Below are 16510 nucleotides of genomic sequence, written 5' to 3'. Positions count from 1 at the left end.
GGTTGTGCGCATGACCGTGCCGACGCCGTCACAGCGCGAGCCGCTTCCGGCCGCAGGGCCGCCCTGGTGGCTGGTCGTCGGTCCGGGGTTCGCCGCGCTCATCGGCCTGTTCCTGCTCACCGTGATCTACCGCTTCGACGGCTCGTCGGCCCTGCAGGTCGAGCTGGACATGTCGAGCCGGTCCCTGCTGCTGAGCGGTCTCGTCGCGTACCTCGGCGCGGCCGCGATCGCCTTCCCTGCGGGGCTTTTGCTCGGCGCGCGCTTCCCGACATCGGTGACGGTGGCCGCGCTCTTTCCGATGCTCCTCGGGGTGGTGCTGGTCGCTTTCGTTCCCCACAGCGGCCTGTTCCTCGTCGGGCGGGTGGTCACCGGGCTCGGCGCGGGTGCGGCGATCGGGGTGACGGCGGCGGTGATCCGGCGGCTCCGCTCCGGTCGCGGCGCCGCGACCGGAGCGGCAGCCGGCGTCGGTGTCCTCGCCTTGGCGATCGCGCCGTTCCTCGGCGGGCTGCTCTCGGACGCGCTCAGCTTCCGCCTGGTGTACGTGGTGGCCGCGCTGTTCGTGGTACTCGCGCTCGTCGTCACCGGCGTCGTCGGCCTCGTCGCGCTGACGAAGAAGCCGCCGGTGCGGCCGATGCCGTACCCGCCACAGGCCTGACCTTCAGCCGCCGAGGCCCCGCAACGCCACGAGCACGTCGTCCGGCACGTCGAGGCGGGCCTCCACCTCGGTGACCTTCGCGGCCACGCGCCGGTACGTCGCCCGGCCGCGGGCACTGAGGTGCACGAGCACCCGTCGCCTGTCCGCGGCGTCGACCTCGCGGTAGGCCTGCGCGGTGGTCACCAGCTTGTCGACCACCCTGGTCAGCGTCGGGGCGGTGGCCAGGGTCCGGTCGGCCAGGTCGGCCATGGCGAGGCCGCCCTTGCCGCTCAGCGCGTCCAGCACCAGCCACTGATCCAGGGTGAGCCCTTCCTTGGCGAGCACCTGCTCCACCTTGGCGGCGACGGCCCTGGCGGCGCGGGTGAGCGAGCCGGTGAGCGACGTTCCGGCGGTCGCGACGCCGCGTGTCCCCATATCCCGTCCCCTTGCCAAAACCGGACACCCTCGCAATACTTCCAGGTGAAAGCACTTCGACCTTACCGGGCCACCGCACGGAGCGCCATGCCCCCACGCCTCGCCACCCGGACCCGCGACGACGCCTGGCGCGTGGCCATGGTGATCCCGTTGCAGGGGCCCGCCGGGCTCTTCGGCCCGTCTTGCGAGGCGATCACGGATCTCGCCGTCCACGAACTCAACGAGTCCGGCGGGATCCTCGGCAGGCGGGTCGAGGCCGAGGTGGTCGACGGCGGCGGCACTCCCGCGCAAGTAGCCGACCACGTGCGGCGCCTGGTCGGCAGCGGGCGGGTCGACGCGGTGAGCGGCTGGCATATTTCGTCCATCCGGCACGCCCTCGCGCCGGTCGTGGCCGACAGGGTGCCGTATGTGTACACGTCGCTCTACGAAGGCGGCGAGCGCCGTTCGGGCATCTTCTGCACGGGAGAGACGCCGCGCTGCCAGATCGAACCGGCGCTGCGCTGGCTGCGTGACCACCTCGGCGTCCGGCGGTGGTTCGTCGTCGGGGACGACTACGTCTGGCCGCGTCGGTCGACCAGGGCGATCCGGCAGTACGCCAAGGATCTCGATCTGCGCCTCACCGGCGAGGCGTTCGTCGGGCTCGGCGCGGGCGACATGTCCACGGTGGTCCGTTCGGTCGAACAGTCCACCAGCGACGGTGTGCTGATGTTGCTGGTCGGACAGGACGCGGTGCGCTTCAACCGCGCCTTCGCCGGGCAGGGGCTGAGCGACCGGCTGGTCCGGTTCAGTCCCCTGATGGAGGAGAACATGCTCCTCGCGAGCGGCGCGCACGCCACCGGCGACCTCTACGTCTCCGCCGCGTACTTCCGGTCGATGGTCACCGCCGACGCGATGGACCTGCTCGGCCGTTACCTCGACCGCAACGGTCCAGGGGCCCCGGCCTTGAACAACGCCGCCGAATCCTGTTACGAGGGCCTGCACACGCTGGCCGAACTCGTCCGCCGGGCCGGTAAGCCCGACCTGCCAGCGCTCAACGCGGCGATCGACGGCGTCGCCTATCACGGCCCGCGCGGCAGGATCGAGTTCCGCGGGCAGCAGGCCGATCAGCACGTCCACCTCGCGGTCGCCGACGGCTACGACTTCGAAGTCCTCACCCGGCTCTGAAACTTCGCCCTTGACTCGTTCCGATACACCACATACTTTCATTTGAAATTATTCCACATGAGCACACTGCGCGGAGGTGAGCATGGGCGACGTGGGCCTTCTCTACGTCGGCGCCGCCTTGATGATCAACGGCCTGATGTTGCTCGGCCGGATACCACCCCGTTCGGCGGCGGTGCCGAACCTGTTCGTGGGCGCGCTGCAGTGCCTCACCCCGACCGTGCTGATCGTCCAGGCGGGCGGGGACCGGGACGCGATCCTCGCCGCGTCCGGGCTGTACCTGTTCGGTTTCACCTACCTGTACGTCGGCATCGCGAATCTCGCCGGCCTGGCGCCCGAAGGCATCGGCTGGTTCTCGCTGTTCGTGGCGGGCGCCGCCGTGGTGTACGCGGGAATCGCTTTCTGGCACGACAACGACCCGGTGTTCGGCGTCATCTGGCTGTCCTGGGCACTGCTGTGGACCTTGTTCTTCCTGGTACTCGGTCTCGGCAAGGAACAGCTGACCCGGTTCACCGGCTGGACCGTCCTGCTGCTCAGCCAGCCGACCTGTACGGTGCCCGCCTTCCTCGGCCTCACCGGCGCTTACCGGAGCGACGGCGGCACCGCACTGCTGGCGGCCGCGATCGCGATGGCACTGGTGGCGGCGGCCGGTTCCCTCGGCGTCCTGAAAAACCGTTCGGAGAAAAGGAGTCTGCATGCGACACGGTGACATTTCCGCCAGCCCGGACACGGTCGGCGTCGCGGTGGTCAACTACAAGATGCCGCGGTTGCACACCACGGCGGAAGTCCTCGACAACGCCCGCAAGATCGCCGAAATGGTGGTGGGCATGAAGTCCGGCCTGCCGGGCATGGACCTCGTGGTGTTCCCGGAGTACTCGACCCAGGGCATCATGTACGACGCTCAGGAGATGTACGACACCGCGGCGACGATTCCCGGAGAGGAAACCGAAATCTTCGCCGCCGCCTGCCGGGAAGCCCGGACCTGGGGCGTCTTCTCCATCACCGGCGAGCGACACGAAGACCATCCGGACAAGCCGCCGTACAACACGCTCGTGCTCATCAACGACCGCGGCGAGATCGTCCAGAAGTACCGCAAGATCCTGCCGTGGTGCCCGATCGAAGGCTGGTATCCCGGCGAGGACACCTACGTCAGCGACGGCCCGAAGGGCATGAAGATCTCGCTGATCATCTGCGACGACGGGAACTATCCGGAGATCTGGCGTGACTGCGCGATGAAGGGCGCCGAACTGATCGTGCGCTGCCAGGGTTACATGTATCCGGCCAAGGAGCAGCAGATCCTGATGGCCAAGGCGATGGCGTGGGCCAACAACTGTTACGTGGCGGTGGCGAACGCCGCCGGATTCGACGGCGTGTACTCCTACTTCGGCCATTCCGCGATCATCGGCTTCGACGGGCGCACCCTCGGTGAGACCGGCGAAGAGGAGTACGGGATCCAGTACGCGCAGCTGTCGGTGTCGGCGATCCGCGACGCGCGGACCTACGACCAGTCGCAGAACCACATCTTCAAGCTGCTGCACCGCGGTTACACCGGCGTGCAGGACGCGGACGAAGGCGACAAGGGCGTGGCGGACTGCCCGTTCGACTTCTACAAGCTGTGGGTCACCGACGCCAAGAAGGCGCAGGAGAAGGTCGAGTCGATCACCCGCGACACCATCACTCCTCGAAACCCATGACGATGACCTGGGAGCCGGCCGCCGCGGGTGACGGCACCGAAGTGACCGTCACCGCGACGGACGTCCCGTCCGGCATCGGCCAGGCGGATCACGAGACCGGGATCGCCTCTTCGCCGGCCGATCCGGCCTCTTTCGCCGAACCGCGGTGACGACCGGACGCGATCACGATCGCGGCGAGGACGGCCATCACCAGCGGCACGATCAGCGCCGCGCGGAAACCGCCGAGCGCGGCCTGCGGCGAACCGTCCCCGAGGGCGGCGACGTTGACGGCGGTCACCGCGGACAGCCCGAGCGCCGCGCCGAACTGGAAGGCCGTGTACAGCAGGCCGCCCGCGAGTCCCTGCTCGTCTTCGGCGATCCCATCGGTGGCGACGATCGTCAGCGGGCCGTAGGCGAGGGCGAAGCCGAGGCCCAGGAGGATCATCGACGGGAACATCGCCGCGTACGTCCAGTCCATCCCCAGCGGCAAGAAGAGCGCGTACGCCACGACAGCGAGTACGAGGCCGCCGAAGATCACCCGAGTGTTGCCGAACTTCGCCACCAGCCGAGGGGTCAGCGTCGGCGCGAGGATCGCGTCGATCCCGGTCGCCAGCAGCGCCAGGCTCGTCTCCAGCGTCGACCACCCCCGGAGTTCCTGCAAGTACAGCGTCACGAGGAACTGGAACCCGAAGAACGAGCCCGCGTAGAGCAGGGCGCTGGTGTTCGCCCGCATCAGCGGCCCCGACCGCAGGAGGCCCAACCGCACCAGCGGGGCGGGCGAGCGGCGTTCGATGGCCACGAAGGCCGCCAGCGCCGCCGCTCCCCCGGCGAGGGACACCACGGTCCAGCCCCAGCCCTGTCCGGGGTGTTCCAGCCGGACCACGCCGTAGGCGAGCAGCAACATCGCCGCGGTCACGGTGACGGCACCACCGAGGTCCAGGCGCTGGGGGACGCGAACCTGCTTCACCGGTTCCTTCACGAGCCAGAGCGCGGCGAGCAGGATGACGGCGGACAGGATCACCGGGGTGAAGAACACCCAGCGCCAGTCGATTCCGGTCAGCAGCCCGCCGATGACCAGGCCGAGCGAGAAACCGCCCGCCGCGGTGCCGGCGTAGAACAACAGCGCCTTGGTGCGCTTCGGCCCCTGTTCGAAGCTCGTGGTGATGATCGACAGGCCGGCGGGAGTCATGAACGCCGCGGCCACACCGGTGACGAACCGCGCGAGCAGCAGCATCCAGCCTTCGGTGGCGAACCCGCCCAGCCCGGAGAAGACGAGGAACACCACCAGCCAGGTGAGGAACATGCGGCGGCGCCCGTACAGGTCGGCGGCGCGCCCGCCCAGCAGCATGAACCCGCCGTAGCCGAGCACGTAGGCGCTCACCACGCCGCTCAGCGTCGCCGTCGACAGGCCGAGGTCGGCCCGGATGGACGGCAGCGCCACGTTCAGCATCGCGACGTCGATGCCCTCCAGGAAGATGGCGCCGCACAGCACCAGGAGAACGCCCCAGGCCCGCCCGCCCATCCGGTCGGCGGCGCGCGGCGGCGTTTGCGAGTCGATCAAGATCTGCTCCCTCGGTGAACGGGAACCCGGTGGTTACTCACCAGCCGGTCAGTTCCCACTTGTAACCAAGGGGATCTTCCGTCACCATCGATGACCATGGAAGAAGGCACTTTGAACTCACCTAGTCGTTGCGAACTCACCGAGGAGGACTACGAGGCCTTCCAGTGGGACACGCGCGAGGACTGCGAGGTCCGCCAGATCCTGGACCGGGTGGCGGACAAGTGGTCGCTTCTGGTCATCGCGCTGCTGGACCGGAACACGCTGCGGTTCACCGAGCTCAAATACAAGATCGACGGCATCAGCCAGCGCATGCTCACCACCACGCTGCGTCATCTCGAACGCGACGGGCTGGTGGACCGGACCGTCTATCCGGTGGTGCCGCCCCGCGTCGAGTACGCGCTGACGCCGCTGGGAATGACGCTGCACAAGACCATCCAGTCGCTGGTCACCTGGACCGAGGACCACCAGAGCGAGATCGCCCACGCGCGCGCCCGGTACGACAAACGCGTCACCGCCTAGGGAACCGCACGGCCAGACTGACGCGAGGGGATCCTTCACTGCTGCGGCGGCTCAACGCCATCGCCGTCCTGCGGGCGCTGTACGCGGCCGAGGAACTCACCCTCGCGGAACTGGTCAAGGCGAGCGAGGTCTCCCGGCCGACGGTCGAGGAGATCGCCGCCGACCTCGGCGAACAGGGCCTGGTCGAGAAGGTGCCGCTCTCCCCCGGCGCGCCGCGACCGGTCGGCAGACCCGCCAAACGCTATCGCTTCCGCCCCGAGGCGGGCCACGTCGCCGGCCTCGAAATCGGCCCGCACCAGGCGTTGTGCCTGGTCGCCGACCTCCGGGGCGAGGTCGTCGGACGGGCGGAGACCGGCCTCACCCCGGTCATGGCCGCCGCCGCCCGGCTCGGCGCCGCGCGGCGGGTGCTCGGCACGGCCGTCGAAGGCCACGCCGACGTACGGGTGCTCGGCATCGGCACCACCGGCGTGGTGTCCGGTGGCAAGGTCGTCCGCGACGACCGCCTTCCCGGCTGGACCGGGGTCGACCTGCCCACGGAATTCGGCGGCGGATGCCCGGTCCTGGCCGGGAACGACACCAAACTCTCGGCACTGGCCGAAACCTGGCGCGGTGCCGCGCACGGCCTCGACGACGTCGTCTACGTGCACGCCGGGCGCACCGTCTCACTCGGCCTGCTGCTCGGCGGGAAGCTGCACGCCGGCCACCACGGCGCGGCGGGCGAGATCGGCGCGCTGCGCCGGGCCGGCGGGTTCGTCGAGCTCGTCGCCGCGACGGTCCTCGCCGTCGATCCGCAACTGGTGGTGATCGGCGGTACCGCGAACTCGCTGACGACGCCACTGCGCGCCGAACTGGCCCGCCTGTGTCTGTTTCCGGTGCGCGTCGAGACAGCGACGCTCGGCGAAGACTCGGTGGCACTCGGCGCGGTCCGGCTCGCCCTCAGCCGTGTGGAGCACGAACTGTTCAGCGTCGCGGATGTCGCCTGAGCAGGCCGATCACCACGATCAGCACGGCCACCGCACCGCTGGTGAACAGTTGCGTCCGCGCCTCGGCGTCCGTCCACATGAGAACGAGCACGCCCGCCATCGCGATCAGCGCGACCCAGCTGAGCCAGGGGAACCCCCACATCCGCACCGGCAGGTCCGCGGCCGTGCCGTCACGGTCGGCGGCCCGGCGCAGCCTGAGCTGGGAGATCGCGACGAAGATCCACACCAGCAGAATGTTGGCGCCGATGGCGTTCAGCAGGAACGGCAGCACGAGTTCGGGGGCGAGGAAATTCAGCAGTACGGCCACGAAACCGAAGGCCACCGACGCCAGCACCGCCGTCCGGGGCACCCCCGCTCCCGACAGCCTGAGCATCGCCCGCGGCGCTTCACCACGCTCAGCCAGGGAGAACACCATTCGCGAGGCGCCGTAGAGGTTCGCGTTCAGCGCCGAGAGCAGCGAGGTCAGCACGACGAAACTCATCAAGAGCGCCGCCGCCGGTACCCCGATCTGCTCCAGGACGGTCACGAACGGGCTGGTGGTGGCCGAGGCGGATTCCCACGGCAGCAACAACACCATCAGCGCCACTGAACCGATGTAGAACAGCAGCAGCCGGACGATGACCGTACGCGTGGTGCGGCGGATCGCGTCCGCCGGGTCGTCGGACTCCGCCGCGGCGATGGTGACCAGTTCCATGCCGCCGAAGGAGAACGCGACCGCGAGCAGCCCGGTCAGCACCCCTTGGAGGCCGTTGGGCAGGAAACCGCCGTGTCCGGTGAGGTTGTCCAGCCCGACCGGCGACGTGCCCGGCAGGATCCCGGACACCGCCAGCGTGCCGAGTACGAGGAAACCGACCACGGCGGTCACCTTGATCGCGCCGAACCAGAACTCGAACTCCCCGAACGAGCGCACCGCGAACAGGTTCACCACGGTCAGCACCGCCATGAACAGCAGCACCCAGGTCCACTGTGGAATCACCGGCAGCAGCCCGTTCGCGATCCCCGCCGCCGCGGTGGCCTCGGCGGCGACCACGACCACCAGCAGCGACCAGTACAGCCAGCCGACGGTGAACCCGGCCCAGCGCCCGAGCGCCTTCTCCGCGTACACCGAGAACGAACCGCTGCTCGGCTCGGCGGCGGCCATCTCGCCCAGCATGCGCATGACCAGCACCATGAGCAGGCCCGCGACCACGTAGGACAGCAGGATGCCGGGCCCGGCGGTCTTGATCCCGGCGCCGGTGCCGACGAACAGGCCGGCGCCGATGGCCCCGCTGATGGCCAGCATGGTGACGTGGCGCCGCCGGAAACCGGTGCCGAGCGACCGGGTCTCGATCGTGGTCACGGGTTCGGCGGGACCTGATGCGGGCATGGTGGATCCATTTCGTCTGCGGCGGTACTCGGCGAGCTCAACCGCGGGACAACTCTTCCAGCCGCTCGTGGAGCCGGTCGACGTGGTCCTCGCTTTCGGGCTTCATCAGCACGCTACGCAGGATCCTCGCGCCGTCCGCGTCCGCGTCGACCCCGGTGTGACGCAGACCGAACTGCGGCTCGCTCACCCGGAGGGTGCTGAGGAACACCGGTTCCCTCGCCGCGGCCATGCCGTTGCGCAGGATCCGCGCGCTCTCCTGGTCGATCTTCGACAGCGAGAACGGCTCCGTGCGCGGAAAATAGCTGACGATGTCGAGTTCCGGTGGCTGGTACAGGTCGAACCGCTCGGAGTCCTCCAGCAGTTTCGCCCACCGCAACGCCGCCCGGCGCCCGGCCGCGAGCACCCGGCCAAGGCCGTCGGAAGTGGGCGGCAGCACCCGGAAGGTGAGCCACAACGCGGCGGCCGCGGCACCCGCGCGGGAGCATTCGAGACTGATCTCGCCGAGGTGCAGGTCTTCCGAGGTGAAGTAGGTGTACGGCGAATCGTGCAGGTAGAACCGGCCCGCCTTGGGGTCCTTGAACAGCACCGCGCCGCAGCCGTAGGGCTGAAGGCCGTGTTTGTGCGGGTCGATGACGATCGAATCGGCCTCGGCGATGGCGCGCCAAGGGGCTTCGGGCAACCCTTCCGGACCGTCCAAACCGGACAGAAGCCGGAAGAACCCACCGTAGGCGGCGTCGACGTGCACCCGGACGCCGTACCGTTCGCGCAGCGCCGGCGCTTCGTGGACCGGTTCCACCGTGCCGAGCGCGGTCGTGCCGGCGGTGAGCACCACGGTGCCGATCTTCCCGGTGCGCAACAGCTCTTCGAGCGCGTCGAGATCCATCGCTCCCCGGGCGTCGACGGGCACCGTATGCCCTTCGACGCCGAGTACGCGGCACATCCGGCCGTGCGTGTAATGCGCCTCGGCGCTGAAGGCGATCCCCTTGTCCGGATGCGTTTCCCGCGCGACGAACAGCGCCTCCAGGTTCGCCACCGTACCGCTGGTGGTCAGATGCCCGAGGTGCTCGGTGTAGCCGAACATCGTGGCCAGCTGCCCGACGACCTCGCGTTCCATCTCCGCCGTCGCGGGTCCGCCGTCGAGTGCGTGGTTGTTGGGGTTGACCAGCATCGTGGTCAGGTAGCCGACCACCGCGGCCGGATGCGGCGGTTTGAGCATCTGACCGGCGTAGGACGGGTGGAAGAACGGGTAATTGTCCTTCAACCGCTCGGTGAGCTCTTCGAACGCGGCCTCGAACCGTCCGTCGGAGATCTCCAGCGACGGATGCGGCCGGAAGGGGGTGAACGTCTCCCCCCATGCCTCGTTCGACGTCAACGCCTGACCGAGCCAGTACCGGAAGTCCATCGAGCGTGCCCTTCGCTTCGTTCGGCTCCAAAAAACGTAGAAGTCGCCGGACGCCTCGCGCAACCGTCTTCGGTAGGGGTCAGTGCCCCCGGGCCGCCGCCTGACGCCGCTGCTCGCCCTTTTCCTCCAGCTGCCGGACGATCTCGCGCAGCGAACCGGCCAGCTCGGTGCACTCCGCGGGGCTGAGCCGACCGGTGACGAACGCTTCCTCCCGGTTGAACTCCGGGAAGAGCTCCCGCGTCAGCCGCTCCCCCTCGGCCGTCAGCGCGAGCAGCACCAACCGTCCGTCGACCGGATGTTTGCGCCGGGTGACCAGGCCGTGGGCCTCCAGGGTCTTCATCACGCCGGTGAGCGTCCCCTTGGTGATCCCGGACTCGGCGGCGACGTGCCTGGTCTCCTTCTCGCCGAAGATCCACACCACCCACAGCACCACGAACGCGGTCCAGGTGAGGCCCGCGTGGCGCAGGACCGAGTTTTCGAAGTGCAGCCGCACCGCCGTCGCGGCGCGGTGGAGGTTGGCGACCGCCTCCATCCGCTCCCAGGACAGCGGGATCCCGCCCAGTTTGGCTCGCACGGCGTTCTCGGTCTCGGCCAGCGTGTGATACCCGGTCAACAGCCACATCCTCACCGGCCCCGGAGGCACCAGCCCGATGGGCGCGCACCCCCGCGCACCCGCTCCGCCGATCGTAAGCGGAACGGGCAGGCGTCCACAGTGGTCTTTCCGGGTTGCTCCGCGCTAGACGGCGGACAGCAAGGGCTTCAGCAGGTCCTGTCCGGTTTCGGACAGCTCGGCGGGCACCCGGCTGCCGGGAGCACCTGCGCGCGGCATTCGGATGAGCCCGGCGTGGGCCAGGCGGTGGGCCGTGCTCTGGTCACTGCACGACAGGCCGTCGACGTAGAGATCCGGCTCCAGGCTGACGGTGATCTCGGCTCTGCCCTGCGCCACGGCGCGCAGCATGGCCAGGGCGCGGTAGGACAGGCCTTCGGGTTCTTCGACTGTCTCGTTCATTCGGGGTCACTCCTCTGACCTGGGAGTTTCCCGTACTGAGCCGTTCAAACATGACGCCGGTCACCGAACGGGGACGGGGGTGCGATGCTCGGCGATGTCACCGAACAGGTCACCCATCTCCTCGACCCGTTCGATCACCTGCTCGGCGGTGAACAGCAGGTCCGCGGCCTTCCGGCAGGATTCGACCTCCTCCCAGGTCACGGGCGTGGAGACGGTCGGGATGGCGCGGCCGCGCAGCGAGTACGGCGCGATGGTGGTCTTGGCGGTGTTGTTCTGACTCCAGTCGATGAACACGCGGCCGGGGCGGATCGCCTTCGTCATCCGCGCGACCACGGTTTCCGGTGACCGGCGCGCGAGCTCCTCCGCGACCGCCTTGGCGTAGGAGGAGGTGCGTTCGTCCGAGCGGGTGCGCACCGGGCAGTACAACTGCATTCCCTTGTTGCCGCTGGTTTTCGCGTACACGGTCAGCCCGTCTCCGGTGAGCAGGTCGCTGAGCGTCTCGGCCACCCGGCAGCAGTCGACGACGTCGGCGGGCAGGCCGGGATCGAGGTCGAACACCAGCAGGTCGGGTGACTTCCGCGCGCCTCGCGGGCCGACCATCCACTGTGGAACGTGCAGCTCCAGTGCGGCGAGATTGGCGGCCCACATCAGCGTCGGCAGGTCGCCGACGACCGGATAGTCTAGCGTCTCCTCCCCGCCGCGACGGCCCCGGTTGGTGAGCCGCGCCGTGCGCACCCACTCGGGCGCGTGCCGGGAAACGTTCTTCTCGTAGAACGGTTCCCCGTCGACACCGTCGGGAAAGCGGCGGAACGTGGCGGCGCGGTCGCGCAGATGCGGGAGCATGACGGGGGCTATCCGGCGGTAGTAGTCGAGGACCTCCCGTTTGGTGAAACCGTGCGCAGGGTAGAGCACCTTGTCCAAATTGGACAGCCCCAGCCGCCGCCCCTCGACCTCGACCGTTATCCGCGCTTCAGGCACCCTTCGACGGTACCGTGAGGTATGCCCACCGTGCCGGACGCGATCGCCCCGATGCTGGCGACCGACGGCGACCTGCCCACCGGCGGGTGGGGGTACGAATACAAATGGGACGGCTACCGCTGCTGCCTGCGGGTCGCCCGCGACGGCGAGACGCGCTTGACCAGCCGACGCGGCCTCGACACCACGGCGACGTACCCGGACGTGACGGGCGAAGCGCTCGATGGCCACGAAGTCGTCCTCGACGGTGAGATCGTCGTCCTCGACGACAACGGGCGGCCGAGCTTCCCGCTGCTGCAAACCCGGCATCTGCGCACGCCGGACGCGTCTCTGCTGGAGCGCAGCCCGGTCCACTTCTTCGCCTTCGACGTGCTGTTCCTCGACGGCGATCTCCTGCTCGACGAGCCCTACGCCGCCCGCCGCGAGCTGCTGACGTCGCTGGGCGGCGGTGGCCGCATCGTCATCCCGCCGGGGTACACCGACGACGACATCTCCCCCGACCGGCTGCTCGAGGTCGTGCGGGAACACGGGCTCGAAGGGCTGATCGCGAAGAAGCTCGACAGCGGGTACTACCCCGGTAAGCGGACGCGGCAGTGGATCAAACGGGCGCTGTGGCACACCCAGGAGGTCGTCATCGGCGGCTGGCGCGTCGGCGAAGGGCGGCGTTCGAAGACCCTTGGCGCGCTGTTGCTGGGCGCGCACGACGAGTCCGGTGACCTGCGGTACGTCGGCGATGTGGGCACCGGGTTCAGCGACAAGACCCTCGAAGACCTGCATGACAGGCTCGCCCCACTGGCACGGAAGACGTCTCCCTTCGCCTCGGCAGTCCCCCGTGACCGGGCGCGGCGGGCGCGGTGGGTGGAGCCGGCACTCGTCGGGGAGGTCGTGCACCGGAACTGGACCCAGGACGGCCGCCTGCGGCACGCGACGTGGCGGGGGCTGCGCGGGGACAAGACACCCGAGGACGTCGTACTGCCGTCGTAGCGGCTCACATCGGCCGGATGAGCCCGGTTTGCTGGAACTCGTCTCAGCGGTCGCCTGATCGGCGGCCTCGTGACTTGGTGACTTGGCGACTTGGCGACGTTGGCGCCGGTGTGCCGAATCCTCGGTCGGCCGGTATTCCCGCGGATGGCCGTGCCCAGCGGATCGACGCCGGTCCTTGCCCCGGTCACGCTTCCTGTCATCGCTGATCGCGGCGAGCCGGTTCACCGTGGTGAAGTCCAGGCCGACGGCCGCTCGACAAGGCCGGGAGTCTCCTGAGCTGTTCCGGCCGGCGGTCCTTCCCCGCCGTGTCTCCGGCATGTCAGCGCCGTGACGGTCCCGTGTCAGCCCGGTCGGCGATCGTTGCTCTCACGACGAAAGATCCCCACGACCGAGGAGTTCTCATGTCTGTCTTCCCCACGCCGGCCCCGATCACCGCCACCCTGACCACCGCGGGCGCCCGGGTCCGAGTCACCGCGAGCGAACGCTCGGACACGGTCGTGCTCGTCGAGCCGATCGACGCCGCGAGCAAGTCGGATGTGCAGGTCGCCGAAAACACCAAGGTCGGCTTCGACGGCGGCACACTGTCGATCGAGACGAAGAAAGCGGGCGGCAAGAACGGTTCGGTCGCCATCACCATCGAGGTGCCCACCGATTCGCGACTGGCGCTCGACACGGCTTGGTCGGACGTGACCGCCGAAGGCCGGTTCGGCGAGTGCGCGCTGGAAGTGTCGTCAGGCCGGATCCAGGTCGACCACGTCACGTCGGTGCGCGGAAACCTGGCTGCGGGCGAGATCGCGATCGGGTACGTCGCCGGGACCGTGAACGTCGACGGCGGCTCGGCCGGAATGCGGATCGGCGAGGTCGAGGGCACCGTCCGATACGAGGGCGCGACCGGAAAGGTCCGGATCGGGCATGCCCGGTCCGACGTCGTCCTCTCCGGTTCGAGCGGAAGTTTCGACATCGACCGCGCCGACGGCGACGTCGCCGCCCAGGCCGCCAACTGCCCGATCCGCGTCGGCCTGCTGTCGCGCGGCGAGGCCGAACTGGTGAACGCCTCGGGTGGTATCGAAGTCGGGATCGATGGGGACACCGCTTCGGTGGATGCCAAGAGCACCAAAGGATCCGTGCGCAATTCCTTCACCACGGATGGCGGCCGGGGCGGGGTCAAGGTCTACGCCCGGACTCGGCTCGACGACATCGTGATCCGCCGCGTGGCTTGAGTCCTGGTGTTCCGGTGTTCCGGTGTTTCGGTGTTCCGGGGTCGCGGGTTTGTGGTTTTGGGGGCGGTGGTCGCTGGGAGGCGGTCTTTGGCGGTGGTGGACTTGGGGGCGGTCGTCTTGGGGGCGGTCGTCTTGGGGGCGGTGGTCTTCGCACTGGGGAACCTTCGATACGGCGGGGCCTTCGGTACGGCAGCCTTCTGCGCGGCGGTCTTCAGTGCAGTGGTTTCAAGTGCGGTGGTCTTTGGGCAGTGGTGCCATCTGCGGATTTTTCGGAGAGCTTGGGCGGCACTGCCGTCCCGAGGTGACGAACCGGCAGGTCTTCGTCAATCTTTCAGCCGCTTATATATGCGTAACGTCGCAATTAGCCGACTAATTGCGGCACGCTTTGCTTCGCACGTCTTCGCCGCTTCGCGCACCTAAGAAGGCTTCGCTTCTTTCTCTGCATATGCCTTGCACCTATCTTGATCGCTGGTTCATTTGGGCTCGCACATCTGTTCTATATGGAGTAGCGTGAAGTCGTGGCCAGCGACAACGCATCCCCGGAGACGTCCATCGAGTGGTGGCGTGTCGACACCGCGACGCTGCACGCCCGTAAGCAGGAATTGGAAATGCGGAAGCGTCGGTTGGATGCGGAGCAGAACGCGATCCTCGCGGAAATCAATGCCCGGGGGGGTGCGTGGGTGCTCGGGTCATTCGACGTTGGCGGCGTTGATTTTCGAGGACTTTCGGGTGACGGACAGGGAGGCCGGTGTCCGCGCTGATCGTGTCCTGGCCCTGCATGCGGGTCCGGCTATCGGGGGAGATCCCGGGCCGCCGCTGGCGCCGTTGACCGCTCAGGCGGCGGCGGAGGGTGTGATCGGGGGTGCGCAGATCGATGCGATCATCCGCACCCTCGCTCGCATCCCCTCCACCGTCCCGGAAGAAGACATCCGGGCCGGGGAGAAGATCCTCGTCGACCTCGCCCGGCACGCCGGACCGCGGCAGATCGCCCACGCGGGGCGTCGTTTGCTGGACAAACTGGATCCGGATGGGCAGGAACCTCGTAGCGAGGATCCGAGGGATGTCCGGCCGGAGATGCGGTTCGTCCAGCACCGTGACGGCACCCTCGGCTTGAAGGCCACCCTGGATCTCGAAACGTATGCCCGCTTGAAGTCCGATCTGGATCCGATGGCCAAACCGCACAAGGCCGTCGACGGGGTGCGGGACTCCCGCACCCAGGACGAACGCTACGGGGACGCCTTCACCGACTACGTGCGGTTGAAGACCACCAGCCGCAACCTCCCCGGACAAGCGGACGAAGCCACACACATCCTGGTGACCATGTCCTACGACGACCTGAGCCGGGATATCGGCGACGCCTGCCTGGACCTCGTCGGCCCGATCAGCGCCACCGACGCCCGCATCCTCGCCTGCGACGCCCGTGTCCGACCCGGCGTGCTCGGAACTGGCGGGGAACCTCTCGACATCGGCCGATCCAAACGGACCGTGTCCCTGGCCCAGAAGTACGCGTTGACCCTCCGCGACGGTGGTTGTGCGTTCCCGGGTTGTGACATGCCCGTGCCCCGCTGTGCGGCACACCACATCGTCTTCTGGCAACACCACGGCGAAACGAAAATCGACAACCTCGTGCTGTTATGCACCAAACACCACCGGCTCATCCACCACAGCGAATGGAAAGCCCGGATCACCCACGACGGCTTGCCTGAGTTCACCGCCCCCGCCTACCTCGACCCCACCACAACACCCAGACGAAACACCATGCACCTCAGGGTATAGGCCGACCACCCGCGCTAGTGCCTCATCAAGAAACGTTGGCGTGGTAACCGTGTCGTGTGGACATCTGGGCTGTTGATCGCGAGGCTGGCCGGTGGAGGTGAGCCATGGCGCGTCGGCCGGAGGTGTTCGCGCGGTCGTTGGAGCCGGAGGAAGCGCAGCGGCTGGTATCGAGCTGGTCTACACGCCCACCCACGCGTCGTGGTTGAACTGGATCGAGTGCGAGTTCACCGCGGTCCGCTACTTCACCCTCGATGGCAGCGACTATCCCAGCCACGCCGCCCAGGAAGCCGCCATCTCCGGCTACCTCCGCCGGCGCAACCGCCACTGCCACCCCAAACGCCACTTCGCCGTCAACTCCAAGATCCGCCGCACGGGTTACCTACCCAACGTTGCTTGATGCGGCACTAGACCGTCAGTGCGGCCACAAACACGTTCGCCGCAACAATGTTCAGCACACCGGCCCTTTCCTCGCCGCGTTCGGAAAAGGAGCTTCACAGGTACCGGCGAAATCCCCGGAACGAAAACACAATCGTTCACTCTCGAGGTGCCCTCCTCGATCCGGCGGACGGCGCGGTGGCGTTGCGTGCCCCCGAACTTCTCGAGAGTCTCGAGCCGGACGTCAGCGGTGGGCTGATGCGCTCCCAGATCGAGACCGCGACCGGCGTCTGCCGTGGCTACGACAAGCCGCCGCGAAGACCGACGTTGCCTCATGGTGGCGGCGAGGACCCCACCCGGCGACCTGCGGACGAACGCGCGCACCCCGAACCTCGCACCGGCGGATGGCGTTTCCGGAGCTGATCGACGAGGCAAGG

19 protein-coding genes are annotated in these 16510 nt (G+C 68.4%); 12 read left to right on the top strand and 7 right to left on the bottom strand.

All coding sequences use genetic code 11. The features are described 5' to 3' along the window. Positions 1–10 precede the first annotated feature (10 nt). Positions 11–655 (top strand): MFS transporter, encoded by a 645-nt coding sequence (locus P3102_RS09205; protein ID WP_276368167.1) that lies wholly within the window; start codon positions 11–13, stop codon positions 653–655. Between the two features lie 3 nt (positions 656–658). Here P3102_RS09205 and P3102_RS09200 read toward each other — a convergent pair whose 3' ends face one another. Continuing rightward, positions 659–1069, bottom strand: a complete 411-nt coding sequence (locus P3102_RS09200; RefSeq protein WP_276368166.1) for a MarR family transcriptional regulator — start codon at positions 1067–1069, stop codon at positions 659–661. A 138-nt stretch (positions 1070–1207) separates the two neighbouring features. On the opposite strand from P3102_RS09200, the gene P3102_RS09195 reads away from it, so the two are divergent. The 3 genes from P3102_RS09195 (at position 1208) to P3102_RS09185 (ending at position 3924) form a co-directional block, all read left to right on the top strand. Next, a complete protein-coding gene (locus tag P3102_RS09195) occupies positions 1208–2233 on the top strand; it encodes a substrate-binding domain-containing protein (protein ID WP_276371067.1) in 1026 nt (341 codons plus the stop codon). Positions 2234–2315: 82 nt separating this feature from the next. Next, positions 2316–2939, top strand: a complete 624-nt coding sequence (locus P3102_RS09190) for an AmiS/UreI family transporter (protein WP_276368164.1) — start codon at positions 2316–2318, stop codon at positions 2937–2939. After that, positions 2926–3924 (top strand): aliphatic amidase, encoded by a 999-nt coding sequence (locus tag P3102_RS09185; RefSeq protein ID WP_276368162.1) that lies wholly within the window; start codon positions 2926–2928, stop codon positions 3922–3924. Before P3102_RS09190 ends, P3102_RS09185 begins: the two co-directional genes overlap by 14 nt. 88 nt (positions 3925–4012) lie before the next feature. Here the strand turns inward: P3102_RS09185 and P3102_RS09180 are convergent, their stop codons facing one another. Next, on the bottom strand, positions 4013–5425 hold the full coding sequence (locus P3102_RS09180) for an MFS transporter (protein WP_276371066.1): 1413 nt from the start codon (positions 5423–5425) through the stop codon (positions 4013–4015). A gap of 129 nt (positions 5426–5554) precedes the next feature. On the opposite strand from P3102_RS09180, the gene P3102_RS09175 reads away from it, so the two are divergent. Together P3102_RS09175 and P3102_RS09170 are read left to right on the top strand one after the other, a co-directional pair. Next, positions 5555–5983 (top strand): helix-turn-helix domain-containing protein, encoded by a 429-nt coding sequence (locus P3102_RS09175; RefSeq protein ID WP_276368161.1) that lies wholly within the window; start codon positions 5555–5557, stop codon positions 5981–5983. Positions 5984–6000: 17 nt separating this feature from the next. Beyond that, complete coding sequence (locus P3102_RS09170) at positions 6001–6966, top strand: ROK family transcriptional regulator (RefSeq protein ID WP_276371064.1); 966 nt, start codon at positions 6001–6003, stop codon at positions 6964–6966. Here P3102_RS09170 and P3102_RS09165 read toward each other — a convergent pair. The 5 genes from P3102_RS09165 to ligD (P3102_RS09145) form a co-directional block, all read right to left on the bottom strand. After that, entirely contained in the window at positions 6944–8332 is a 1389-nt protein-coding gene (locus P3102_RS09165; protein WP_276368159.1) for an amino acid permease, read from the bottom strand. The two genes, P3102_RS09170 and P3102_RS09165, sit on opposite strands and share 23 nt — an antisense overlap. Before the next feature lie 37 nt (positions 8333–8369). Continuing rightward, a complete protein-coding gene (locus P3102_RS09160) occupies positions 8370–9734 on the bottom strand; it encodes an aminotransferase class V-fold PLP-dependent enzyme (RefSeq protein ID WP_276368158.1) in 1365 nt (454 codons plus the stop codon). 79 nt (positions 9735–9813) lie between these two features. Next, the gene (locus P3102_RS09155; RefSeq protein ID WP_276371063.1) at positions 9814–10356 is read right to left on the bottom strand and encodes a MarR family winged helix-turn-helix transcriptional regulator; all 543 of its coding nucleotides are present in this window, start codon (positions 10354–10356) and stop codon (positions 9814–9816) included. 114 nt (positions 10357–10470) lie between these two features. Then, positions 10471–10743, bottom strand: coding sequence for a hypothetical protein (locus tag P3102_RS09150; protein ID WP_276368156.1), 273 nt, complete (start codon positions 10741–10743; stop codon positions 10471–10473). Positions 10744–10803: 60 nt separating this feature from the next. Continuing rightward, positions 10804–11721 carry a non-homologous end-joining DNA ligase gene (gene ligD / locus P3102_RS09145; RefSeq protein ID WP_276368155.1) on the bottom strand — a complete coding sequence of 306 codons (918 nt, stop codon included), beginning with the start codon at positions 11719–11721 and terminating at the stop codon, positions 10804–10806. 21 nt (positions 11722–11742) lie between these two features. On the opposite strand from ligD (P3102_RS09145), the gene ligD (P3102_RS09140) reads away from it, so the two are divergent. From ligD (P3102_RS09140) to P3102_RS09115, 6 genes are all read left to right on the top strand, one after another. Then, positions 11743–12702, top strand: a complete 960-nt coding sequence (gene ligD, locus P3102_RS09140; protein ID WP_276368153.1) for a non-homologous end-joining DNA ligase — start codon at positions 11743–11745, stop codon at positions 12700–12702. A gap of 401 nt (positions 12703–13103) precedes the next feature. Further along, a complete protein-coding gene (locus P3102_RS09135; RefSeq protein WP_276368151.1) occupies positions 13104–13922 on the top strand; it encodes a DUF4097 family beta strand repeat-containing protein in 819 nt (272 codons plus the stop codon). A 518-nt stretch (positions 13923–14440) separates the two neighbouring features. Continuing rightward, the gene (locus P3102_RS09130) at positions 14441–14683 is read left to right on the top strand and encodes a hypothetical protein (protein WP_276368150.1); all 243 of its coding nucleotides are present in this window, start codon (positions 14441–14443) and stop codon (positions 14681–14683) included. Beyond that, the gene (locus P3102_RS09125) at positions 14652–15698 is read left to right on the top strand and encodes an HNH endonuclease signature motif containing protein (RefSeq protein ID WP_276368148.1); all 1047 of its coding nucleotides are present in this window, start codon (positions 14652–14654) and stop codon (positions 15696–15698) included. The genes P3102_RS09130 and P3102_RS09125 overlap by 32 nt, the downstream gene beginning before the upstream one ends. A gap of 91 nt (positions 15699–15789) precedes the next feature. After that, positions 15790–16095: a hypothetical protein gene (locus P3102_RS09120; protein WP_276368146.1), complete on the top strand. Its 306-nt coding sequence runs from the start codon at positions 15790–15792 to the stop codon at positions 16093–16095. 176 nt (positions 16096–16271) lie between these two features. Further along, the gene (locus tag P3102_RS09115) at positions 16272–16496 is read left to right on the top strand and encodes a hypothetical protein (RefSeq protein ID WP_276368145.1); all 225 of its coding nucleotides are present in this window, start codon (positions 16272–16274) and stop codon (positions 16494–16496) included. Positions 16497–16510 lie beyond the last annotated feature (14 nt).

Origin of the sequence: Amycolatopsis sp. QT-25 (genome assembly GCF_029369745.1) — a bacterium.
Classification (GTDB): Bacteria; Actinomycetota; Actinomycetes; order Mycobacteriales; family Pseudonocardiaceae; genus Amycolatopsis.
This window is presented reverse-complemented; position numbering and strand designations above follow the sequence as displayed.